Consider the following 22,074-nt stretch of genomic DNA (forward strand, 5'->3'; position numbering starts at 1 on the left):
GAACTACGAAATTTCGGGCACGTGATGGAAACCTTCCTTTCTCAAGCATCTATTTACCTTCTGGCAGCACTTATTGCCGTACCGATCGCCTCTCGGCTGGGGCTGGGATCTGTCCTTGGCTATCTGGCCGCAGGTATCCTGATCGGACCGGTTTTCGGGCTGGTCACAGCATCCTCGGACCTACAGCACTTTGCCGAATTCGGTGTTGTGATGATGCTGTTCCTGATCGGGCTCGAGCTTGAACCCCGCACGCTGTGGGACATGCGCCATAAGCTGCTGGGGTTGGGTGGTTTGCAGATCGTCCTGACCATGGCCGCGGTCACAGCCGCCAGCATGATGCTAGGACTGGCTTGGGAAACAGCGATTGCGGTGGGCATGATCCTCGCGCTGTCCTCGACAGCGATTGTCCTTCAGACGCTGACGGAAAAGGGCCTGATCCAGACAGCTGGCGGCAGGTCGACCTTCTCGGTCCTTCTGACACAAGACATCGCCGTCATTCCCATGCTGGTGCTTCTGCCCCTGCTCGCCGGTCCCACAGTTCTAAGCTTTGGTCCCGACGGGTCCATCACCCGCGATCTTGAGGATGCAGCACATCATAGCATGTCGCTGGTCGAAGGCCTGCCCGGCTGGGGCGTGGCACTGGTGACCTTAGGGGTGATCGGCGCCATTATTCTGGGGGGCGTTTACCTTGTCGGCCCGCTCTTCCGCTTTATTCACAGCGCACACCTGCGTGAGATGTACACAGCGCTGGCCTTGTTGATCGTGATCGGCATCGCCTTTCTGATGATCCTTGTGGGAATTTCGCCCGCTTTGGGCACATTTCTGGCAGGCGTCGTTCTGGCGAACAGCGAATTCCGCCACGAACTGGAATCCGACATTCAACCGTTCAAAGGGCTTTTGCTGGGCCTGTTCTTTATCACGGTTGGTGCGGGCATCAGTTTTGAAACCCTCTTTGCCGATCCCCTGACACTGACGGCCCTTGCCCTTGGGCTGATGTTCCTCAAGGGCATCATCCTGTTCATTCTGGGCAAAGCGTTCGGCCTGAAAGACCGCGACGAATGGCTGTTTACGCTTGGCTTGGCGCAGGCGGGTGAATTCGGCTTTGTCCTGATCTCCTTCTCACTCACTCAGGGCGTGTTGACGCCTGCGCTGTCGGAAATCCTGCTGTTGGTCATTGCCCTGTCGATGTTGCTGACACCGCTGTTCTTTATCTTCTTCGAGCTTCTGACGCGCAGCATGGGCGACACCGAAGAAACGCAGCCCCATGATGAAATCGACGACACCGCGCCTGTGATCATCGCTGGCGTGGGCCGCTTCGGCCAGATTGTGAACCGCATGGTGCAAAGCACCGGATTTAAAACGGTGGTCATGGACCACAACATGCAAACCATTCAGTTGATGCGACGCTTCGGATTCAAGGGATTCTTTGGCGATCCCACACGACCCGAGCTTTTGCATGCAGCGGGTCTGGACACCGCCAAGGTTCTTGTCGTCGCTTTGGACAGCCCGCAGTCGACAAACCGGCTGGTGGCCTATGCACGGAAAACCCGTGGCGACGACCTGCACATCATCGCCCGCGCCCGCAACCGCACCCACGTATACGAGCTCTATCAAGCCGGTGCGGATGACATCGTACGCGAGATGTTTGACAGTTCTATCCGTGCAGGTCGCTATGTGCTCGAGAACATCGGCCTGACGGAATACGAAGCCGCCGAGGCGCAGAAGACATTCTTCCACCACGACCGTATGACTGTCCGCGAACTGGCCAAGGTCTGGGATCCGAACATCGCGCCCGAGGACAACCAAGCCTATATCGAACGCGCCAAAGAGCTTGAGAAAGACTTGGAAACCGCCCTTTTGTCGGCGCTACACAGCACCTCGGCCAAATAGGTTACGGCGGAATCAAAAAAGGCCGCGCTGTCGCACGGCCTTTTCAATCTTATCGAAGCAAAGCTTACGCCGCGCGGGACACCAGCACGTCGTCCACCTGCTTTGCGGCTGCGACTTCGTCACCACCAGAGACGGCCGCCACTTCGCGTGTCAGACGCTCAAGCGCCGCTTCATAAAGCTGACGTTCGGAATAGCTCTGCTCGCGCTGGTCGTCAGCACGGTGCAGGTCGCGAACAACCTCGGCAATCGCGATCAGATCGCCCGAGTTGATCTTCTGTTCGTATTCCTGAGCACGACGCGACCACATTGCGCGCTTGACCTTGGCTTTGCCTTTCAGCGTTTTCATCGCCGCGTTCACAACGTCGGGCGACGACAGGGACCGCATACCAATTTCGGTCGCTTTGTGCGTGGGCACACGCAGGGTCATTTTGTCTTTTTCAAAAGAGATAACAAACAGTTCCAGCGACATGCCGGCGACTTCCTGCTCTTCGATCGACATGATCTGGCCTACGCCATGCGCAGGGTAGACAACGTAGTCGTTCGGGCGGAATTCGGACTTTTTTGTTTTGGTCATTCAGGCTTCCTCAGGTATCCACCTACGTCCTTAGACGACAACAAAGACGACCGGAAAACATAGATTTTCCGCCCGTCTGATTTCAGTTGTCAGATCAGTTGATCTCGGGTGCAGCTAACCCGTTCGTATGTGACAAAGGTGATTTCATATCCGTGGCAAAGTATACCACAAAATCAGCGCCTATGATAGCGGCAGCTAAAAAGGCAAAAAGCGCCAAGTATTCATAGCCTTACGCCAAAAGGCGAAGGCTGATCCTGCTTGCTCGACGCGGCTTGCCGAATCGGGCGTTAACCGCCCTCACCGGGTGCTTCAGAGAAGTACTTCTCAAGCTTGCCGGCTTCGCCGTCACGCTCTTCAGCTTCGGGCAGCGGGTCTTTCTTGGTGATAATAACGGGCCAGAGTTCCGAGTATTTACGGTTGAATTCTACCCACTTCTCGGCGTCCGCATCGGTGTCGGGGCGGATCGCGTCAGCGGGGCATTCCGGTTCGCATACACCACAGTCGATACATTCGTCGGGATGAATGACCAGCATATTCTCGCCTTCGTAAAAGCAGTCTACTGGGCAAACTTCCACACAGTCGGTGTATTTACATGCGATGCAATTGTCATTGACGATGTAAGTCATTCTCTCGGGTCCGTCATTTTGTCTGAGAGACAGCTAGAACAAGCTGCCAGATCATTCAAGCGCATCACGGAGAGATTGATCAATAAGTCTACGGTCGCGCTTTGTCGGTCGCCCCTTGCCCTCATATTTAGGCGCTGCCGGTGCGCGCTCTTTGGGTTTTGGGGGATCCAGATCGTCGTACAGCGCCTGCGCTTCGGGGGCTGGCCCGCGCCGTTCACCCAAGGCCACGACACGGATCACACGAACGTCTTTTGCTTGGGGAAAGGTAAGGACATCGCCAGCGGTCACCTGAACCGCGGGTTTGGCGATCGACAGGCTGTTCACCCGGACATGTCCGGATGAAACCACTTTGGCGGCAAGGCTGCGCGTCTTGAAGAAACGCGCATGCCAAAGCCATTTATCGATACGGATTTTGGCAGGTGTCTCGGACACTTAGCCCTTATCCTTCAGCCCCATAAGCGCTGCGGCAAACGGGTTATCGGGATCGATAGCCTTTTCCTTTTTCGGTGGGCGCGCCTCGAACTTGCGGCCGCCTTGCGCGTTGTCACGAGGACCACCACGCTTGCCACCTTTCGGCTTGCCTTTGCCACCCTTGCCCTTGTGGTCACCACGCGGTGCGTTCTGACCATCACGGCGGGCATTGCCACGCTTCTGGTTGCCACCCCAAGTGAAGGTGTAGAAAACCTCCATTTCGGGGCCGCCGGTGTCGCCGTCAGGGGCTTCGCCGGTCGGAGTTTCCGCGGCTTCAAACTCGGGTGTGGGCTCTTGTGTCGCAGATGCGTCCGCTTCGGGCTGCGCAGGTGCGGCGTCTGCTTCTGCTGCAACATCCATCACCGGAGCATCGGCGTCGACCTCGGGGGAACCATCGGTGGAAACAACTGCATCAACCGCTTTCACTTTGGCGCGTTCGCCCTTTTCAGCGCGATAGCCCAGACCGCCCATCAGATCCGCGAACTGGTCCAGTGTCAGGCCGGTGATCGACAGCATGTCAGCGGTGGCTTCAAAGCCCGCGCGGCTGTTTTCACTACGTACCATATCAGCCAAGCGCTCCAGCATATCGATACGGATCGCACGGGCACCCGCAGCGCGATAACCGGATACGGTGTGGTGTTCTGCAGGCGTGTCGGCCTGCGCAGGAACCGTTACCAGACCCGGAGGCGGCGCTTCAGGAAACACGTCCAAGCCATTGTTCAAAGACCACAAAACCAGACGCAGGCGCGTCGGAGCCGGTTTTAGAAGCAGCGGCGTAAAGATGGTGAACTGGCCGAAGCGGATACCATGTTTGCGCAACGTGCCGCGCGCGTCCTGATCCAGTGCTTTCACATCATCAGCAACGTCGGCACGGGCCACAACGCCCATCGCCTCGACCATGCGGTAGCCAAAGCCCTTAGCCAGACCGGTCAGGGTTTCGTCACGCTGAATGTTCAGAAGAGGCTCGAACAGGCTGGCGACTTTGCGGTCGATGAAGTGCTGCAAACGGCGCTGGACCTTTTGCGCAACATCGGGACCAGCTTCGTCGTCGACAAAGGCCACCGCACGCGGTTTCAAAGGATCGTCGCCCTTTTCAAGCTTACCCACCGCCTGGTCGCCCCACATGAGGCCACCCTGTTCGGTGAAATCGATCTCGGTATCCGGCGCGTTATAGAACCGGTCCGCCCGCAGATGGAAATGCGGCTGCAACGCCTGAACGGACGCTGCCTTCAGCGTTTTGGCTTCTTGTCCAGTGGCATCCTTATCCTGACGGAAACGGAACCCTTCCAGTTTACCGACGAATTCGCCTTCGACGGTCACTTCACCCTTGTCATTTACTTCGGCCAAGAGGGCCTCCTTCTGTTTCAATCGGCGCAACAGAACGCTGGTGCGCCGATCTACAAATCTTTGAGTCAAACGCTCGTGTAGTGCGTCCGACAGTCTGTCTTCTACAGCGCGGGTCGTGTCGCGCCAATGCATTTCGTCAGAAACCCAGCCATTCCTTTGCGCGACATATGTCCACGTTCGTATATAGCTCAGTCTTTTGGATAGGGTATCAATGTCCCCATCGGTACGATCAAGCCTCTTTACCTGTCGTGCGACAAAATCTTCGGGCAATGTGCCTCTTTCGTGCAGATGCCCATAGATAACGTCCAAAAGTGACGCGTGTTCCGCATGACTGATACCACGAAAATCAGGAACGCGGCAGACATCCCACAGCAACTTGACCGATGGCGCAGAACTGGCGCGCGCCCGCACCTCGGCCTGATTGGACAGCGCTTTCAGCGCCATCAGATCATCGGCTTCCCGCGCTTTGACCAGAAGTTCGTTTTTCGGGCTCGCTTCCAGCGAATGGATCAGCGCGTCGATGGTCCCGAAAGACAGATCGGCATTCCGCCAATTCAGCTTTTTGATTGGGGTAAAGCGATGGTTACAGATGGCGTCGACCACATCTTCGGAAAGCGGCGGTGCCTCGCCAGTGACGCCGAACGTCCCGTTGCTCATCCCCCTGCCCGCGCGGCCTGCGATTTGGGCCAATTCATTAGGCGCAAGGGGCCGCATCCGGCGACCATCGAACTTGGTCAACGATGAGAATGCGACGTGATCGATGTCTAGGTTCAGACCCATCCCGATGGCGTCGGTGGCCACCAAATAGTCGACCTCTCCGTTCTGATAGAGTTCGACCTGAGCATTGCGGGTTCGCGGGCTAAGCGCCCCCATTACGACCGCCGCACCGCCCTTTTGGCGGCGAAGAAGCTCGGCTATCGCATACACATTATCAACCGAAAACCCGACGATTGCCGACCTTGACTGCAGCCTACTTATCTTTTTCGAACCAGTGTAGGTTAATTGGCTCATCCTGTCGCGACGCAGGAATTCGACACCTGGAACCAGTGCGCCGATGGGGCCGCGCATGGTGTCGGACCCCATGAACAGCGTCTCGCTCGTGCCGCGCATACGCAGCAGGCGGTCGGTAAAGACATGACCGCGCTCTGGATCCGCGCACAGCTGGATTTCGTCAATCGCGGCAAAGTCCGTGCCCATGCCTTCCGGCATCGCCTCAACCGTGCAGACCCAATATTTGGCGCGCGGCGGGACGATCCGCTCCTCGCCCGTCACCAGCGCTACGACGGACGGGCCGCGCGCCATGACGATCTTATCATAGACCTCGCGTGCGAGCAGACGCAGCGGCAGCCCGATGATGCCGGTTTTGTGTGCCAGCATCCGTTCGATTGCGTAATGGGTTTTTCCGGTGTTGGTCGGGCCAAGGATGGCCGCGATCCGAGAGCGTTGCGCCATAAGGCTGGGGTTTCCTTGTCAGATTACAGCGTCGTTCCGCGCGAATGGGCCGTAAGACGATCCCGTGCCTCTTCGACTTCTTTGTCAAACGGACGAATCGACAGCGCCTTATCGTAGGCATCGTATGCCCGCGCAGGATCACCGATTTGGTCAAAAACCGCGCCCAAGCCCCGCAGTGCGCCAAAGTGATCCGGATTAAGGGCTAGAGTACGCTCAAGCGCATACATCGTTGGCCCCACCATATCCGCATTAAAATAAGCCATAGCGAGCGTGTGCCAACCTTCGGCGAAATCCGGCGCATGGTCCGTTAGTGCGGTCAAATGATCAATCGCCAACCCGAAATCATTCACAGCCAGCGCATCCCGCCCCCGTTTCAACAGAAAATCCATCGAAACCGAGCCCGATTTAGACCACTCAAGCTCAATCTCGCGCTCTAGTGAACGTGCAGCGTCAGCATCCGGCGCTTCTGCAAGCTGCCTGATCAGGTCATCCGATCGTTCGGTTCCGACCTCGGCAAATCCGGCTGCGGGTAAGAAATTCCCTACTCCGATCAAAAGTGCCGCGACGGTAGATTTGAAATTGACGCTTAAGGTGCTCATGGTACCCCAGAGTTTAGCGCACATCGTGGGAATGAAAAGCCGCGCTGTGCATGCACAGTAAAAGAATGGAAGGACTGCGCACATGAGCACGATCGTAGACGAGGCAATCAAGGCCCTGAACGAAAAAATGGACGGCAACGGCTTTGATGGCAGCGCCAAGTTCGACATCGAAGGCGAAGGCAGCTTTGTCATCGACGGTGACGGCGCACGTGCCAGCGATGACGACGCCGACGTAACACTCAGCGCAGATGCCGACACGTTCCGCGAAATCTTTGACGGCGAACTGGACCCGACAGCGGCCTTTATGGGCGGTCGGCTGACAATCGACGGCGACATGGGCACAGCGATGAAGCTGGCGCAGGTTCTTTCCTGATGGAAAAAGCGCCTTTTCTGACGGAACTCGCACATGCGCCCGACGGGTCTTGTGCCTACTGGATAAAAACGTCCGATGGTGTCCGCCTGCGGGTTGGCCACTTTCCGTCAGAAGAGGCAAAAGGCACCGTTCTGCTTTTCCCGGGCAGAACGGAGTACATTGAAAAATATGGAAAAACAGCGGCCGATCTGGCCGCTGCGGGCTATACAACGCTTGCCGTGGATTGGCGGGGCCAGGGTCTGGCAGATCGCCTTTTGGAAGACCCGATGCCCGGCCATGTGCATCAGTTCTCGGACTACCAACTTGATGTCGAGGCCGTCTTGGCCGCGGCTGAGGAACTGGACCTTCCACGCCCCTACCATCTGCTGGCCCATTCCATGGGCGGCTGCATCGGGTTGCGATCCCTGATCAATGGCCTGCCCGTAAATTCCGCCGTATTCTCGGGGCCGATGTGGGGCATTCACCTGACGACCCCCATGCGCTCTGCCGCTTGGGTGCTTAGTTGGGGTGGCAAGCAACTGGGCCTCGGGCACCTGAGCGTTCCCGGCTCTCGTGGGGAAAGCTATGTGCTAGCCGCGGATTTCGAAGACAATCTGCTGACCACGGATCGCGAGATGTTCGATCTGATGCGATCACAACTGACAGCCAACCCTGATCTGGAACTGGGCGGCCCGTCTTTGCGCTGGCTGAACGAAGCGCTTCAGGAATGCCGCGAACTGGCATCGCAGGATTCGCCGGACATCCCCTGCCTGACGCTGCTGGGAACAAACGAACGTATCGTTGATGTTCCAAGGATCGAAAGCCGTATGGCGAAATGGCCGAACGGTGAACTTGTTCGCGTTACCGATGGCGAACACGAAGTGCTTATGGACAGCCCCGATACGCGCGATGCGCTGACAAAACGGATGGTTGCCCACTACGACGTCCATCAGGATGCGCAACGCTTGGCAGCATCCGGCTGATATCACTGGCACAACGCGCCGCGTGTCCTATCTTTAGGGAATGAACGGCGCGCTGATTTTTACCGATAAAGGCATCTATTGCCCCGCGGGTGATTTCTACATCGATCCGTGGCGTCCCGTGGACCGCGCGTTGATCACGCACGGCCACGCGGATCATGCGCGTTCGGGCCACCAGCGCTATCTGGCGACGCATCAGGCGCTGCCGGTGATGCATCACAGGTTAGGCGACATACAAAGTCAGGGCATAGCCTATGGCGAAACACAGAAGATCGGCGATGCGACTGTGTCGTTTCATCCGGCAGGGCATATTCCCGGATCAGCACAAATACGGGTCGAAGTCGGGGGCGAGGTCTGGGTCGTTTCGGGCGACTACAAGGTCACCAATGACGGGTTGAGCGAACCTTTTGAACCGGTGAAGTGCCACAGCTTTGTCACCGAAAGCACCTTTGGCCTGCCGGTTTTCACATGGCCGTCGCAAGCCGAAGTCGCGAAGGACCTGAACCAATGGTGGGCCGACTGCGCGGCGGACGGCAAAACCGCTATTCTGGGGGCCTATTCCCTGGGCAAAGCGCAGCGCCTGATGAAGATGCTGGACCCGTCCATCGGCCCCATCATGACCCACACAGCCGTCGAGGCAACAAACGCGATTTTGCGCACCCAAGGGTACGATTTGCCAGAAACCATTGCGGTAACTCAGGACACTGACGCAAAGGCCCACAAAGGCGGTATCGTAATCGCGCCGCCAGCCGCCTTGGGGTCTAATTGGGCCAAAAAGTTCGGACCTGTTTCCAGCGGATTTGCCTCTGGCTGGATGCGGTTGCGTGGCATACGTCGCAGGCGTGCAGCGGATCGCGGCTTTGTCATTTCGGATCATGCAGACTGGACCGGGCTGCTAAGCGCGATCAAAAATACAGGTGCGGAAAACATATATGTAACACATGGTTACACGGATATATTCACCCAACACTTAAATAACACCGGATACACGGCACAAGTAGTTCCGACGGAATTCGGCGACACCGATCAGGATAGTGAGGATGCCGCATGAAGGCCTTCGCAGACCTGTTTCAAGCCATAGATCAGTCCACAAAAACTTCGATCAAGGTTGCGGCCCTGACGGACTATTTCCGGACCGCATCAGACGATGACAAGCTTTGGACCATCGCCCTATTTTCCGGCCGCCGCCCCAAGCGCGCCGTTACCACAACACAGTTGCGCGAATGGGCATCTGAAGTGGCCGACGTGCCCCTGTGGCTGCTGGAAGAGAGCTATTCCATCGTGGGCGACCTGGCGGAAACCATCGCGCTTGTACTGCCCCCATCACACACTCGTAGCAACCTGTCGCTGACCCAATGGATCAAGTTCTTGGGAGAGCTGGCAACGCTGGAACCGGAGCAGCGGAAAGAGCGTATTCTTCAGGCATGGTCGCAACTTGAACCAACCGAACGGTTTCTGTTCAACAAGCTGCTGACAGGCGGTTTCCGCATTGGGGTTAGCCAGAAACTGATGACCCGCGCCTTAGCCAAGGCCGTGGATCAGGATGAAGCAACGATTGCCCATCGCCTGATGGGCGGATGGACGCCCGAGACAGTCACATTCCAAAGCCTGATCCTGGACGACGATCCAACAGCCGACCTGTCGCGTCCCTACCCGTTTTATCTGGCCTATCAGCTTGAAACCGAGCCTGAAGAACTCGGCCAACTGGAAAACTGGCAAGCAGAATGGAAATGGGACGGCATCCGCGGGCAACTGGTTCTGCGCGGTGGCCAGCATCACCTGTGGTCGCGCGGTGAGGAACTGATCACCGACCGCTTTCCGGAAATGGCCCGCAGCCTTGATTTCCTGCCGGATGGCACCGTGATTGACGGTGAAGTCGTTGCTTGGGACGGCGCGCAGCCGATGGGTTTCAGCACGCTGCAACAACGGATCGGGCGCAAAACAGTCCCCAAGAAGCTGTTGAAGGACGCCCCCGCGATCTTGCTGGCCTACGATCTTCTGGAACATAACGGACAGGATCTGCGCGACGCACCGCTACGGGAACGCCGCGCACAGCTTGAGGCGCTTATTGCGCCCCTACCCGACGACACCCCCGTGCGCCTGTCGCCCGCATTGCATTTCGAAGACTGGCAAAGCCTGACCGATCAACGCGCCACAGCCCGCGATCACAAGGCCGAAGGGTTAATGCTGAAAAATCTCGACGCGCCCTACCTTGCGGGACGCAAGAAAGGCGATTGGTGGAAGTGGAAGCTGGACCCGCTGACCATCGACGCGGTGATGATCTACGCCCAGCAAGGCCACGGTCGCCGCGCCAACTTGTTCACCGATTTCACCTTTGCCGTCCGGAACGGCGATGATCTTGTGCCCTTCACCAAGGCATACTCTGGCCTGACCGATGCCGAATTTCGCAAAATAACCCAGTGGGTTAGGAAAAACACGATCCAACGGTTCGGCCCCGTCCGGCAGGTCACGCCGCACCATGTGTTCGAAATTGCCTTTGAGGGGATCCAGAAAAGCCCGCGCCACAAATCAGGCGTCGCCCTGCGCTTTCCCCGTATGAGCCGTTGGCGCCACGACAAACCCATGTCCGAGGCCAACACGCTGGATGACCTGAACGCCATGCTGGAAACCTACGGCTAAGGCAAAGAGTTAACCTCTGTAGGGCAAAACACCCCCTGCGCCCCTTGAACCTGCCCGCCGCACAGGCCACTTTCAGACCCAACGCATAATAAGGAGCCCCCGCATGACCATCCGCCCCGTTTTCGACGCCAATGCCTCTGCCGGAGGAAAGGATTTGGGCGATTTGCCAGAGTGGGATCTGAGCGATCTGTATCCGTCCGAAGACGCGCCGGAACTCAAGCGCGATCTGGACTGGCTGGAACAGGCCTGCGCCTCGTTCGCGGAAGATTACGAAGGAAAAATTGCCGATCAGGACGCCGCAGGTTTTCTGGAAATGGTCCAGCGCCACGAAAAGATCGAGGGCATCGCCGGTCGCATCATGTCGTTCGCCGGTCTGCGCTATTACCAGCTGACCACGGACTCGTCGCGCACAAAATTCCTGTCCGACATGCAGGAAAAGATCACTCAGTACACCACGCCGCTTGTGTTCTTCACGCTCGAACTGAACCGTGTGGCCGATGACGCCTACAACACGCTGTTCACAGCAAATGACGAACTGGCCCGCTACAAACCCGCCTTTGACCGCGTTCGTGCAATGAAGCCCTACCAACTGTCTGACGAGATGGAGAAATTCCTGCACGACATGGGCGTTGTGGGCGACGCGTGGGAACGTCTGTTCGATGAAACCATCGCAGGTCTGACCTTTGACATCGACGGTGAAGAGCTGAACATCGAAGCGACGCTGAACCTGTTGACCGAACAGGATCGCGACCAGCGCGAAAAAGCGGCCCATGAACTGGCCCGCGTCTTTGGCGAAAACATCCGCACCTTTGCCCGCGTCCACAACACGCAGGCCAAAGAAAAAGAGATCATGGATCGCTGGCGCGGGATGCCCACGCCGCAAACCGGCCGCCACCTGTCGAACGATGTTGAACCCGAGGTCGTCGAGGCCCTGCGCAACGCTGTTGTCGCGGCCTACCCGCGCCTGTCCCATCGCTATTACGAATTGAAGCGCAAATGGCTGGGTCTTGACGTGATGCAGGTCTGGGACCGCAACGCGCCCCTGCCGATGGAAAGCACACGGATCGTCGGCTGGGATGAAGCCCGCGATATGGTGATGTCCGCCTACGGCAGCTTTGACCCGCGCATGGCCGATCTGGCCGAGCCTTTCTTTACCAAAGGTTGGATCGACGCTGGCGTGAAACCCGGCAAAGCCCCCGGTGCGTTCGCCCATCCGACCGTCACGGACGTACATCCTTACGTGATGCTGAACTACCTTGGGAAACCGCGTGACGTGATGACTTTGGCCCACGAACTGGGCCACGGCGTACATCAGGTGCTGGCCGCCGATCAGGGCGAAATGCTGTCTTCGACCCCGCTGACGCTGGCAGAAACGGCCTCGGTGTTCGGTGAAATGCTGACGTTCCGCCAGATGCTGGCCAGCGCCAAGGATCAGGCCGAACGCAAGGTTCTTTTGGCTGGCAAGGTCGAGGACATGATCAACACGGTCGTCCGCCAGATTGCGTTCTACGATTTCGAATGCAAATTGCACGACGCCCGTCGCGGCGGCGAACTGACACCCGACGACATCAACGCGCTGTGGATGTCTGTGCAGGCCGAAAGCCTTGGTTCTGCGTTCGAATTCATGCCGGGGTATGAAACCTTCTGGGCTTACATCCCGCACTTCGTGCATTCGCCCTTTTACGTCTACGCCTATGCCTTCGGCGACGGCCTCGTGAACGCGCTTTATGCGAACTACGAAGAAAACCCCGAAGGCTTCCAAGACCGCTATTTTGATATGCTGAAGGCAGGCGGCTCCAAGCACCACAAGGCGCTGCTGGAACCGTTCGGACTGGACGCGACAGATCCGGCCTTCTGGGATAAGGGCCTGTCGATGATCGAGGGCTTCATCGACGAACTGGAAGCGATGGAAGACTAAGCCAGTTTAAAATAATCGGTGACTGCCCAGTGCTTCACGGCCGTCACCGATTGACGACACAACCCAGAATTGCAATCATATCCCCATTTCGGGATGTGATTGGAGTTACGGATGAATTTACGAAAAGCCTCATTGGCAGCGCCCCTCGTTTTTCTGGCGTCATGTTCAAGCGTCAAAGACGAGCTTTACGAACCAGACGGCTTTGTTGCCCCACATTTCAACAAACGACTGACAGCTGTCACGCAAGAACAACGCGCAGACCGTTATCTGATCGCTTTCGCCATCGTGGCTCCACTTGCTTTAGAAACAAGCGATGATGGACAGGACAAAACGAACATAATCAGTCGGATCAACTTCACTCAAAAAGCGCTTGCGGAACTATACATTGCGGCAGGCAAAAACCCGACGGCCCTGACTGAACCAGAACCCACACAATATGCCTTTGAATCACTTGGCTATGACGTACAGAAACAAATGTACCGCCTATCCAAGGAACTGATTATTCAGCTGAATCTGGATGAAACCGCCGAAGATATTGTTGATCTGGATATCCCGGCAATGACCCGCCTTTACGATCGCATGAAAGAGCTGTTTCCCGTCGTCCGCCGTGGAGCCGCAACCTACCGCGATGCCATATACGCCTACGGCTCTGCCGTCAGCGAAAGCTGCGAAGGTCCCGACTGCGAAAAGCTCGTTCAGCTATTGAACGCTCAATACGCTTATGGCGAGCCGACCAGCCGTGACGCGACGGACCGGCGCTACTTTGAACAGGTTCTCGATGCCGCCAAGAAAGCTTCGGCAACCCGAAAAGACACGGCAAGTTGGTCCTTAGGCCAGCAACGGCGTCTGGCGTTACTATTCCATATCCAAAAGGCCTGTGACGCCGCCTTTAAAACACAGGATGGCGGAGAAAATCCCTCTGCGGCACCTTTGAATTGTGGTAGCCCGCAGAAACACAACGACAAAAACCACATAAGCCAACAGCGACAAAAACTGATTGAAGCCATTAAATAATCTCAGCTTTTAACCCTTACAGATTGACTTGCTTACTTGGGCGCTAAATTGCGTCCAAGGAGGCCTTCAATGCGTAAACTACTAAGCATTCTTTTAATTGTTTTTGCCTTGCCTGCGCTCGCGGCAGAACGGTTTGTCTTTCCCTCCATCGATGGTGGCGACATTGATCTGGCCGATTACGCTGGGCGGCCCGTCCTTGTGGTCAACACGGCCTCTCGCTGCGCGTTCACACCGCAATACGATGCGCTGCAGGTGCTCTACGATAAGTATCGTGATCAGGGTCTGGTCGTGCTGGCGGTCCCCAGCAATGATTTCCGGCAGGAATTGAAAACTGCCGAGCAGGTCAAAGATTTCTGCGAATTGAACTTTGACCTTGATATGCCGATGACCGACATCACCCATGTTCGGGGCGATCAGGCGCATCCGTTTTTTAAATGGGTCAAAAGTGAAACGGGGTTCGAGCCCGCGTGGAATTTCAACAAAATCCTGATCGGTCCCGATGGCGCCGTGGTCGGGACATTCGGATCAATGACCCGACCACTCGCTCAACCCATCACCGACCTGATCGAAGCCGGCCTGTCCTGATCTGTTGGTTCAGTCCAGTTCGGTCCACGGCCAAGGTTTCACATCGGACGCGCCCGTTTGATAGCGGGCGGCCTTGGCCATCCAGACCCCCAAGTCCGTGCCGAATTCAGCCAACCGTTCGTTCGGCTTGTGATTGCTCACCAGCATGATGGCCAATTGAATAACCGTTGCGACCGTCAGAACGGTTTGCGCCAAGCTCAGCATCAGCCAGATCAGGATCATATACAGAACGCGGCTACCCATGCCGTCGGCTTTAACTTCGGGCTGTTCGCCATAGACGCGCCCGTCAATTTTGTCGTCATCATTGTAAGTCATTTTGCGACCTCAATTCTGCAAAAGAATGCCTGTAACGCTACTTCTTTTCCCGCAACTTCGCCACAGAAAGCTATCAATACGACTACAAATACCCCCAGCCGCATACGAATCTGCCAAAAAATACCCCCGCGCCTGAATAATCAGACGCGGGGTTTTCAAAGACCTTAGAGGGGGAAGTTAGGCCTTTAGAATATTGTAAATTTCGTCTTTCAACGCTGCGCGCTGTTTGCGTAGTTGGTCTTCGGCCAACTGCTCCATCGGCTCGACGTTCGTTTCGGCACGGTGCACTTGACGGTTCACTTCGTGGTACGTGTCAGCCAGTTTCGCAAAATGCGCGTCAGACTGTTTCAGTGCGCTCATTTTGTCTGCGAATTCCGGGAATTCAGCGGCGAGTTCATGCGGCGTGTTGGACACCTGCGTCTCCTATTCTCAACTTGTTCAAGAGGAAGATCGCACGTCAGGCCGCACGGGTGTTTGATCCCGATCAAATTGCGCTAAAAACTTTGAAAACTTATCGCGCGGCCCTGCGCCAGCCTGCAGATTGAGCTTCGGCCTCTGAACAGAACCAGCGTTCACCCTTGCGCTCGGATATCTGGGTCTTGGCATAATCCGCCTGCCCCGGCATGTGATAAATCCGCGTACCCTTGCTGCTGATATTGCCCTTGATCACACAGTTTGCCTGCGGCGCAATTTGCACCGACACGGCCCGCTTTTCCGCACGGTATTCGGAAGGAGACTGGACCTCGCTTGCATGAAGCCCGCGCCCGGCGACCAGCGCCTCTTTTTCCGTGGCGACGTAATCCTGCCCGTAGCGGGGGAAGGAAAAAATCAGTCCGTCAGACACAAGCCATTGCCCGAGATCACGGCCCTGCACTTCGCATTTGGCAACGGTGCGATCATACCGGTCCACGGTCACCGCATGGCAACTGGCGCGCTTGCCCTGCACCCTTTTGCGCACCTCATCAGTCACCCACTGACCGCAGGCCCATTCTGCCCCGTCAGAGCGTTTACAGGTCTGGTCAAACTCTGGCGCATCGACGGCATGCAATCTGACGCGGACCGATCCGACATCAAAGGTATCGCCGTCTATCACATTGATACGGCCGTAAAAATCAGCGTGCGCGATCGAGGCAGAGAACAGTAGTGGCAAGAGGATTCTTAACATGGCGGCAACATCTGTTAACGCCATGTCGAGTTCAACGGAATTAGGTAACTTTCGTTAACGCTGAGCGGTTTTCCACTCGGGGTGCACCCAAGGCTCGGCGTTTTCGGATGGCAGTCTGCGATCCAACACATGATCGGCGATCTTTTCGCCCACCATGATCGACGGTCCATTCAGGTTACCATTGGTAATCCGCGGGAAGATCGAACTGTCAGCCACGCGCAGGCCTTCGACGCCGATCACACGGCCCTCGGTATCGACCACAGCCATGGGATCATCTGCACGGCCCATGCGGCAGGTGCCACAGGGATGATAGGCGCTTTCGGCGTGTTCACGAATGAATGCATCCAGTTCGTCATCGGTTTGCACATCGGCACCGGGCTGGATTTCGTGTTTGACGAAAGGCTGGAACGCGTCTTGTTCAAAAATTTCACGCGTCAGACGGATGCAGCGACGGAAGTCTTCCCAATCTTTTTCTTCGCTCATGTAATTGAAGAAAATCCGCGGCGCTTCTTTCGGATCAGAAGACCGCAAAGTGACCTCGCCGCGCGACGGCGACCTCATGGGGCCGACATGGGCTTGGAACCCGTGGCCTTCGGCGGCGGCCTTGCCATCATAGCGCACGGCGATCGGGATGAAGTGATACTGGATATCCGGATAATCCACGCCCGCCTGCGACCGGATGAATGCACAGCTTTCGAACTGGTTCGATGCACCGGGCCCGTCTTTGAACAGCAGCCAGCGCGCACCGACATAGGCCTTGCCCAGAAGGTTCCAGTATTTGAACAGGCTGACCGGTTGGCTGGCGGCCATCTGGATATAAAGCTCTAGATGGTCCTGAAGGTTCTGGCCAACGCCTGCGCGATCCGCGACCACGTCGATTCCATGTTCGGCCAGATGTTTCGCAGGACCAATGCCCGACAGCATCAACAGCTTGGGCGAATTCAGCGCCGAGGCCGCGATGATCACTTCGGCCCGCGCTTTCAGAACTTCGATCCGTCCATTGAGTTCGACCTCAACACCAGTCGCACGGCCGTTCTCCATCACCACACGGCGCGCAAAGGCGCGGATCACCTGTGCGCCTAGCTTTTCCGCCGGACGCAGATAGGCAGTCGCAGCGGACCAGCGACGACCTTTGAAAATCGTCGCCTCCATCGGGCCAAAGCCCTCTTGCTTTTCGCCATTGTAATCGTCGGTCGCCTCATATCCGGCCTGAATTCCGGCCTCGACAAAGGCCTGCGTCAGCGGGTTGTCGCGCTTGCCTCGGGACACATGCAGGGGGCCGTCTGTACCCCGCCAACCGACCTGTCCGCCGTGCGACTGCTCCATCCGCTTGAAGTACGGCAGCACGTCGGCATAGCCCCAACCATCCGCGCCCTGATCACGCCAATGATCAAAGTCATGGGCATGACCGCGCACATAGACCATCCCGTTGATCGAGGATGATCCACCCATCACCTTGCCGCGTGGTGTCGCCAGACGACGACCGCCCAGATGCGGCTCGGGCTCGGACTGATAGCCCCAGTCGTAGACCTTCATATTCATCGGATAGCTTAGCGCGCCGGGCATCTGGATGAATGGGCCACCGTCCCAACCGCCGTGTTCGATAACGATCACGGATTTTCCCGCCTCGGCAAGGCGGTAGGTCATGGCACAGCCACCGCTGCCCGCACCGATAACGATGTAATCAGCTTCCATCTTCGATCTCACTTATTAGCAGCCGCAGCGTTTCAGAACGGCGCTTCGACGCGGCCCATGCGGACGTAGACGGACTTCATTTGCGAATAATGCTCGATCGCGGCCTTGGCGTTTTCGCGCCCCACACCCGACATCTTCACCCCGCCAAACGGCACCTCGACCGGCGCATCGTTGTAAGAGTTGATAAAGCACGTACCCGCCTGCAGCTGGGCAACGACGCGATGCGCACGGCTGAAGTCACGGGTAAACACACCAGCGGACAGGCCGAACTCCGTGTCGTTCGCACGGGCGATCACTTCGTCTTCGTCGCTAAATTCAAACACCGACAGAACCGGGCCAAAGATTTCTTCGCGCGCGATGGTCATGTCATCGGTCACACCGTCAAACACCGCAGGCGTGATCCAGAAGCCGTCCTGATCCACACGTTCGCCACCTGTCACCAGCTTGGCGCCTTCTTCCCGACCTTTGGCGATATAACCTTCGACGATTTCAAGCTGGCGCGCGCTGACCATCGGGCCAAAGTTGGTCGCCTCATCCTGCGGATCGCCCATGACAACGCCTTTCAAGCGTTCGGCCAGACGTTCAACGAACTTCTGCTTGATACCGCTTTGCACAAATACCCGCGTGCCATTCGAACAAATCTGGCCAGTCGAGTAAAAATTGCCAAGGATCGCACCACCGACGGCGTCTTCGACATCGGCGTCATCAAAGATGATCAAAGGGGATTTACCACCCAGTTCCATTGTCACGTGCTTCAGGCCAGCAGCTGCAGCCGCGTAAACCTTGGACCCAGTAGGAACCGATCCGGTCAAAGACACCTTTGCCACATCCGGATGCGTCGTCAGCGCGGCACCAACCGGCCCCATGCCTTGCACCACGTTGAACAAACCGGCGGGCAATCCGGCCTCGATCAGAATTTCAGCCACTTTCAATGCGCAAAGCGGCGTGGTTTCGGACGGCTTAAAAATCATCGCGTTGCCGCAGGCCAGCGCAGGGGCGGCTTTCCAGCAGGCGATCTGTGTCGGGTAGTTCCATGCACCGATCCCGACACAAACCCCCAAGGGTTCGCGCACGGTGTAGGCCCAGTCTTCGCCCAGCGGGATATGTTCGCCGGTCAAACCGGCAGCGATACCACCGAAATACTCCAGCGCATCCGCAGCCGAGGTCGCATCCGCCACCAGCGTTTCCTGCAAAGGCTTACCTGTGTCGTAGGTTTCCAGAACAGACAGCGCGTGATTGCGTTCGCGGATCAGATGCGCCGCCTTTGTCAGAATGCGGCCCCGATCCCGCGGCGACACCTTTGCCCATTCCGCCTGTGCGCGTTTTGCGCTGTCGATGGCTTTGGCAATGACGTCATCAGTTGCAGCATGCACCTTGGCAATCACCTTGCCCGTCGCCGCATAGACCACGTCGATCACATCGCCATTCGTATCCTCAAGATAAGCTCCGTCGACGAAATGGCTGGCAGTGGGCTGGGTTTCATAAAGATCGGTCATCTTGTCCCCTCGCGAAAGGGCTGAGCCGCCCGTTCAGAAAGTTGCAGAATTAATGCAGCCAGTGCGCACACAAAGCACACGGATGCCCGTTGTTTGGACTGACCCTAGGTGACTCTGATTGACTAGTCAATCAATGTTGAGATCGAGCAAAAGAAAACCCGGCAGACGATCTGCCGGGTTAACGTACTTCGCAAAGCATAAAGCTTATTCCTCGATGGTTCCGATGATTTCATTCTTTGGTAGTTGCGCGACCTCGAACCCGTGGTCGGTTTTCCGGACGTTGTACCCATATCCCCGCATACGGAAACGCCACTCTGCCTCGGAAAGAACTTTGTCGCGTTCACGCAGCAAGAAACTGCGCACCTCGCCAAAGCTGTCTGTCATGTGGGTGTCTGTAAACATCTCGCACTCCTTGTTACCCATTCCACAGGCTTCAAGATCAGCGCCAATTGCGGCAAGTTTGCGAAAACATCCTGCCGATTTTCTGATTTCGCAACAATCAGGGGGAACTCAACCCTTTGTTGCATTCACCAGCGGCGTCACTGCACGCTTCTTCGCGCGCGCTTCGCGCCAAGTGATGAAGCTGACAGCCGCCATGATCACGGCACCGCCCGCAATAACGAAGCTGTCCGGCGGTTCAGCAAAGAACAGCGCGCCGATGATCACAGACCAGACAAGCTGAAGGAATGTCACGGGCTGGGTGACGGATACAGGGGCCGCGGCAAAGGCGCGTGTCATCGTATAGTGGCCGACGGTCGCAAACAAAGCGACGCCGAATAATATGAAAACCTGCGTAAAATTGGGGGTAATCCAGTCCATCAGCGCCAAAGGCAACAGTCCGATCGGCACCGTGATCGATAGCATGGCAACAACCATCTTAGCGTCCAACTCATCCGACACGACCTTTGCGATCAGGTAAGACGCCGAAAACATCGTTGCCGTCCCCAGCATTGCAAGATGCCCCGGATCCAACACACGAAACCCCGGACGAAGGATCAAGGCCGCGCCGGCAAGCGCCGCGACGATTGCAAGTATTCGGCGAATAGCCAGCTTTTCTCCGAGGAAAAACGCCGCCAAAATCGTGACGAAAACCGGTGTCAGATAGTTCATCGCCGTCACTTCGGCGATCGGAATGCGGGACATTGCGAAAAACCAGAAGGCCACGCCGACCGCGTGAACAGCGCCTCTGATTCCAAACAATCCGAGCTGGCGCTTGGTCAAACGGGTCTGGAGCAGTTCGCGCCAGATCGGCAAAAGGAACACCAATCCTAGCACATAGCGCAGGAACGCGCTCTGTGCGGCCGGTACCGATCCGCCCAGTGTTTTAACCAAGGCCGTGACCATAACAAAGCAAATGCCAGTCATGACCATCCAGAGGATGCCTGCAATCGGGCTTTTGCTGTTCATATCGGGCTTGGTCATGGTTTCTTATCAAGTCAGCAGTCGCGAAGCTGCACAAGCCGCATTCATTCCCACAAAAGCGACGCCGCAATTGCAAACATGACGCAGGCGATCAGCAAGTCCAGTATCCGCCACGACACCGGACGCCGGAACAGCGGCGCAAGAAAGCGCGCGCCATACCCAAGCGAAAAGAAGAAAACGAAGGATGCCGTGCAAGCCCCCAAACCGAAGGCCAGCTTATTGTCGAACTGCGCCGCGATACTGCCCAACAACACAACCGTATCCAGATAGACGTGCGGGTTCAGCCATGTCAGCGCCAGACAGGTCAGCAATGCAGACCGCAAACTGGGCGCACCGCCAGCCAGATCCATGGCCGCCCCGCCCTTCCATGCGGAAATCAGGTTGCGGACACCGTAGTAAATCAGAAAAGCCGCGCCAAAGATGCGCATGGCAAACTCTAGCCACGGCACCTGTTCGGCCAATGCGCCGAAACCTGTGACACCGGCAGCAATCAATACGGCATCCGACAAAGCACAAGTCAGAACCACGGCAAACACGTGCTGCCGCGTCAGGCCGGACTTCAGGACGAACGCATTCTGGGCCCCGATCGCAAGGATCAGGGACAAACCGAGTGAAAATCCAGCAAGAGCGGCGGACATCGAATTCTCCTTCTGCGCAGTCGGACTTATCCCAGCCCACAGACAGACGCCAGTCGCCCTTGCCCTTTGCACCTTCCCTGCCCTATAGAAGCGGGCGAAATTCAAAGAACTCGATGCAAGGGAAACGTTATGGCCGGCCACTCAAAATGGGCGAACATCCAGCACCGCAAAGGGCGCCAAGACGCCGCCCGTTCGAAACTGTTTTCGAAACTTTCAAAGGAAATCACCGTCGCCGCGAAAATGGGCGACCCTGATCCGGAAAAGAACCCGCGTCTGCGTCTGGCGGTAAAAGAAGCCAAGTCGAACTCGGTCCCCAAGGACGTGATCGACCGCGCGATCAAGAAATCCCAAGGCGGCGACGCGGATTCCTATGATGAAATCCGTTACGAAGGCTACGGCCCGAACGGTGTTGCCGTGATCGTCGAAACGATGACAGACAACCGCAACCGCACCGCGTCAACCGTGCGTTCCACGTTCTCGAAAAACGGTGGCAACCTTGGCGAAACCGGTTCCGTGGGATTCATGTTCGACCGTAAGGGTGAAATCACGTACCTGCCCGCAGCAGGCGATGCCGACACCATCATGATGGCCGCGATCGAGGCCGGCGCAGAAGACGTCGAAAGCTCGGAAGACGGTCACATCATCTATTGTGCGGACACAGACCTGAACGAAGTGTCCAACGCGCTTGAAGCCGAACTGGGTGAATCTGAATCCACCCGCCTGATCTGGAAGCCGACAACAACGACGGAACTGGATCTGGACGGCATGCAGACCCTGATGAAGCTGGTCAATGCGCTGGAAGATGACGATGACGTTCAGCGCGTCACAACCAACTTTGAAGCATCCGACGAAGTTATGGCCCAGCTGGAAGACAGCTGATCCGCTTCATCCTGAC

The 22,074-nt window shown here is 57.0% G+C and carries 22 protein-coding genes; 9 read left to right on the forward strand and 13 right to left on the reverse strand.

The genetic code is table 11. The features are described from left to right. The first annotated feature begins 24 nt into the window (after window positions 1-24). Window positions 25-1,890, forward strand: coding sequence for a monovalent cation:proton antiporter-2 (CPA2) family protein (locus tag C4S59_RS09275; protein ID WP_103910157.1), 1,866 nt, complete (start codon window positions 25-27; stop codon window positions 1,888-1,890). Window positions 1,891-1,954: 64 nt separating this feature from the next. On the opposite strand, the gene C4S59_RS09280 is transcribed toward C4S59_RS09275, so the two are convergent. The 5 genes from C4S59_RS09280 to C4S59_RS09300 all read right to left on the reverse strand — a co-directional run bounded on the left by C4S59_RS09280 (window position 1,955) and on the right by C4S59_RS09300 (window position 6,959). After that, complete coding sequence (locus C4S59_RS09280; RefSeq protein ID WP_103910158.1) at window positions 1,955-2,464, reverse strand: CarD family transcriptional regulator; 510 nt, start codon at window positions 2,462-2,464, stop codon at window positions 1,955-1,957. A gap of 287 nt (window positions 2,465-2,751) precedes the next feature. Next, window positions 2,752-3,090, reverse strand: a complete 339-nt coding sequence (fdxA, locus tag C4S59_RS09285) for a ferredoxin FdxA (protein WP_103910159.1) — start codon at window positions 3,088-3,090, stop codon at window positions 2,752-2,754. 51 nt (window positions 3,091-3,141) lie between these two features. Continuing rightward, a complete protein-coding gene (locus C4S59_RS09290; RefSeq protein ID WP_103910160.1) occupies window positions 3,142-3,522 on the reverse strand; it encodes an RNA-binding S4 domain-containing protein in 381 nt (126 codons plus the stop codon). Continuing rightward, window positions 3,523-6,360: a helicase-related protein gene (locus C4S59_RS09295; RefSeq protein WP_103910161.1), complete on the reverse strand. Its 2,838-nt coding sequence runs from the start codon at window positions 6,358-6,360 to the stop codon at window positions 3,523-3,525. It lies immediately after the preceding gene. 23 nt (window positions 6,361-6,383) lie between these two features. Beyond that, window positions 6,384-6,959, reverse strand: coding sequence for a tetratricopeptide repeat protein (locus C4S59_RS09300; RefSeq protein ID WP_103910162.1), 576 nt, complete (start codon window positions 6,957-6,959; stop codon window positions 6,384-6,386). 82 nt (window positions 6,960-7,041) lie between these two features. On the opposite strand from C4S59_RS09300, the gene C4S59_RS09305 reads away from it, so the two are divergent. The 7 genes from C4S59_RS09305 (at window position 7,042) to C4S59_RS09335 (ending at window position 14,448) form a co-directional block, all read left to right on the forward strand. Further along, a complete protein-coding gene (locus C4S59_RS09305; protein WP_103910163.1) occupies window positions 7,042-7,332 on the forward strand; it encodes an SCP2 sterol-binding domain-containing protein in 291 nt (96 codons plus the stop codon). After that, window positions 7,332-8,294: an alpha/beta fold hydrolase gene (locus tag C4S59_RS09310; protein WP_103910164.1), complete on the forward strand. Its 963-nt coding sequence runs from the start codon at window positions 7,332-7,334 to the stop codon at window positions 8,292-8,294. Before C4S59_RS09305 ends, C4S59_RS09310 begins: the two co-directional genes overlap by 1 nt. 40 nt (window positions 8,295-8,334) lie before the next feature. Then, window positions 8,335-9,342, forward strand: coding sequence for a ligase-associated DNA damage response exonuclease (locus C4S59_RS09315; RefSeq protein WP_103910165.1), 1,008 nt, complete (start codon window positions 8,335-8,337; stop codon window positions 9,340-9,342). Beyond that, window positions 9,339-10,931, forward strand: a complete 1,593-nt coding sequence (locus C4S59_RS09320; RefSeq protein ID WP_103910166.1) for an ATP-dependent DNA ligase — start codon at window positions 9,339-9,341, stop codon at window positions 10,929-10,931. Before C4S59_RS09315 ends, C4S59_RS09320 begins: the two co-directional genes overlap by 4 nt. Window positions 10,932-11,034: 103 nt before the next feature. Then, entirely contained in the window at window positions 11,035-12,849 is a 1,815-nt protein-coding gene (locus tag C4S59_RS09325; protein ID WP_103910167.1) for a M3 family oligoendopeptidase, read from the forward strand. A 111-nt stretch (window positions 12,850-12,960) separates the two neighbouring features. Continuing rightward, window positions 12,961-13,863, forward strand: coding sequence for a hypothetical protein (locus tag C4S59_RS09330; protein ID WP_146064526.1), 903 nt, complete (start codon window positions 12,961-12,963; stop codon window positions 13,861-13,863). 69 nt (window positions 13,864-13,932) lie between these two features. Beyond that, complete coding sequence (locus C4S59_RS09335; RefSeq protein ID WP_103910169.1) at window positions 13,933-14,448, forward strand: glutathione peroxidase; 516 nt, start codon at window positions 13,933-13,935, stop codon at window positions 14,446-14,448. Window positions 14,449-14,457: 9 nt separating this feature from the next. Here C4S59_RS09335 and C4S59_RS09340 read toward each other — a convergent pair whose 3' ends face one another. The 8 genes from C4S59_RS09340 to C4S59_RS09375 all read right to left on the reverse strand — a co-directional run bounded on the left by C4S59_RS09340 (window position 14,458) and on the right by C4S59_RS09375 (window position 21,179). Further along, a complete protein-coding gene (locus C4S59_RS09340) occupies window positions 14,458-14,763 on the reverse strand; it encodes a DUF4389 domain-containing protein (protein WP_103910170.1) in 306 nt (101 codons plus the stop codon). A gap of 177 nt (window positions 14,764-14,940) precedes the next feature. Then, entirely contained in the window at window positions 14,941-15,177 is a 237-nt protein-coding gene (locus tag C4S59_RS09345; RefSeq protein WP_103910171.1) for a YdcH family protein, read from the reverse strand. 97 nt (window positions 15,178-15,274) lie between these two features. Continuing rightward, complete coding sequence (locus C4S59_RS09350; RefSeq protein WP_234994723.1) at window positions 15,275-15,913, reverse strand: thermonuclease family protein; 639 nt, start codon at window positions 15,911-15,913, stop codon at window positions 15,275-15,277. Window positions 15,914-15,982: 69 nt separating this feature from the next. Next, on the reverse strand, window positions 15,983-17,623 hold the full coding sequence (gene betA / locus C4S59_RS09355) for a choline dehydrogenase (protein ID WP_103910172.1): 1,641 nt from the start codon (window positions 17,621-17,623) through the stop codon (window positions 15,983-15,985). Between the two features lie 32 nt (window positions 17,624-17,655). Then, complete coding sequence (gene betB / locus C4S59_RS09360) at window positions 17,656-19,119, reverse strand: betaine-aldehyde dehydrogenase (protein ID WP_103910173.1); 1,464 nt, start codon at window positions 19,117-19,119, stop codon at window positions 17,656-17,658. 204 nt (window positions 19,120-19,323) lie between these two features. Further along, window positions 19,324-19,521: a hypothetical protein gene (locus C4S59_RS09365; RefSeq protein WP_103910174.1), complete on the reverse strand. Its 198-nt coding sequence runs from the start codon at window positions 19,519-19,521 to the stop codon at window positions 19,324-19,326. Between the two features lie 108 nt (window positions 19,522-19,629). Then, the gene (locus tag C4S59_RS09370) at window positions 19,630-20,541 is read right to left on the reverse strand and encodes a DMT family transporter (protein ID WP_234994724.1); all 912 of its coding nucleotides are present in this window, start codon (window positions 20,539-20,541) and stop codon (window positions 19,630-19,632) included. A gap of 44 nt (window positions 20,542-20,585) precedes the next feature. Continuing rightward, on the reverse strand, window positions 20,586-21,179 hold the full coding sequence (locus C4S59_RS09375; protein WP_103910175.1) for a LysE/ArgO family amino acid transporter: 594 nt from the start codon (window positions 21,177-21,179) through the stop codon (window positions 20,586-20,588). A 129-nt stretch (window positions 21,180-21,308) separates the two neighbouring features. On the opposite strand from C4S59_RS09375, the gene C4S59_RS09380 reads away from it, so the two are divergent. Continuing rightward, a complete protein-coding gene (locus tag C4S59_RS09380; RefSeq protein WP_103910176.1) occupies window positions 21,309-22,058 on the forward strand; it encodes a YebC/PmpR family DNA-binding transcriptional regulator in 750 nt (249 codons plus the stop codon). Window positions 22,059-22,074 lie beyond the last annotated feature (16 nt).

Source organism: Thalassococcus halodurans, from assembly GCF_900108225.1.
Lineage (GTDB): Bacteria > Pseudomonadota > Alphaproteobacteria > Rhodobacterales > Rhodobacteraceae > Thalassococcus > Thalassococcus halodurans.

Coding starts and splice junctions, on each gene's coding strand:
- C4S59_RS09275 (WP_103910157.1), top strand. CDS start 25: ATGGAAACCTTCCTTTCTCAAGCATCTATTTACCTTCTGGCAGCACTT.
- C4S59_RS09280 (WP_103910158.1), bottom strand. CDS start 2,464: ATGACCAAAACAAAAAAGTCCGAATTCCGCCCGAACGACTACGTTGTC.
- fdxA (WP_103910159.1), bottom strand. CDS start 3,090: ATGACTTACATCGTCAATGACAATTGCATCGCATGTAAATACACCGAC.
- C4S59_RS09295 (WP_103910161.1), bottom strand. CDS start 6,360: ATGGCGCAACGCTCTCGGATCGCGGCCATCCTTGGCCCGACCAACACC.
- C4S59_RS09300 (WP_103910162.1), bottom strand. CDS start 6,959: ATGAGCACCTTAAGCGTCAATTTCAAATCTACCGTCGCGGCACTTTTG.
- C4S59_RS09305 (WP_103910163.1), top strand. CDS start 7,042: ATGAGCACGATCGTAGACGAGGCAATCAAGGCCCTGAACGAAAAAATG.
- C4S59_RS09310 (WP_103910164.1), top strand. CDS start 7,332: ATGGAAAAAGCGCCTTTTCTGACGGAACTCGCACATGCGCCCGACGGG.
- C4S59_RS09315 (WP_103910165.1), top strand. CDS start 8,335: ATGAACGGCGCGCTGATTTTTACCGATAAAGGCATCTATTGCCCCGCG.
- C4S59_RS09320 (WP_103910166.1), top strand. CDS start 9,339: ATGAAGGCCTTCGCAGACCTGTTTCAAGCCATAGATCAGTCCACAAAA.
- C4S59_RS09325 (WP_103910167.1), top strand. CDS start 11,035: ATGACCATCCGCCCCGTTTTCGACGCCAATGCCTCTGCCGGAGGAAAG.
- C4S59_RS09330 (WP_146064526.1), top strand. CDS start 12,961: ATGAATTTACGAAAAGCCTCATTGGCAGCGCCCCTCGTTTTTCTGGCG.
- C4S59_RS09335 (WP_103910169.1), top strand. CDS start 13,933: ATGCGTAAACTACTAAGCATTCTTTTAATTGTTTTTGCCTTGCCTGCG.
- C4S59_RS09340 (WP_103910170.1), bottom strand. CDS start 14,763: ATGACTTACAATGATGACGACAAAATTGACGGGCGCGTCTATGGCGAA.
- betA (WP_103910172.1), bottom strand. CDS start 17,623: ATGGAAGCTGATTACATCGTTATCGGTGCGGGCAGCGGTGGCTGTGCC.
- betB (WP_103910173.1), bottom strand. CDS start 19,119: ATGACCGATCTTTATGAAACCCAGCCCACTGCCAGCCATTTCGTCGAC.
- C4S59_RS09365 (WP_103910174.1), bottom strand. CDS start 19,521: ATGTTTACAGACACCCACATGACAGACAGCTTTGGCGAGGTGCGCAGT.
- C4S59_RS09370 (WP_234994724.1), bottom strand. CDS start 20,541: ATGACCAAGCCCGATATGAACAGCAAAAGCCCGATTGCAGGCATCCTC.
- C4S59_RS09375 (WP_103910175.1), bottom strand. CDS start 21,179: ATGTCCGCCGCTCTTGCTGGATTTTCACTCGGTTTGTCCCTGATCCTT.
- C4S59_RS09380 (WP_103910176.1), top strand. CDS start 21,309: ATGGCCGGCCACTCAAAATGGGCGAACATCCAGCACCGCAAAGGGCGC.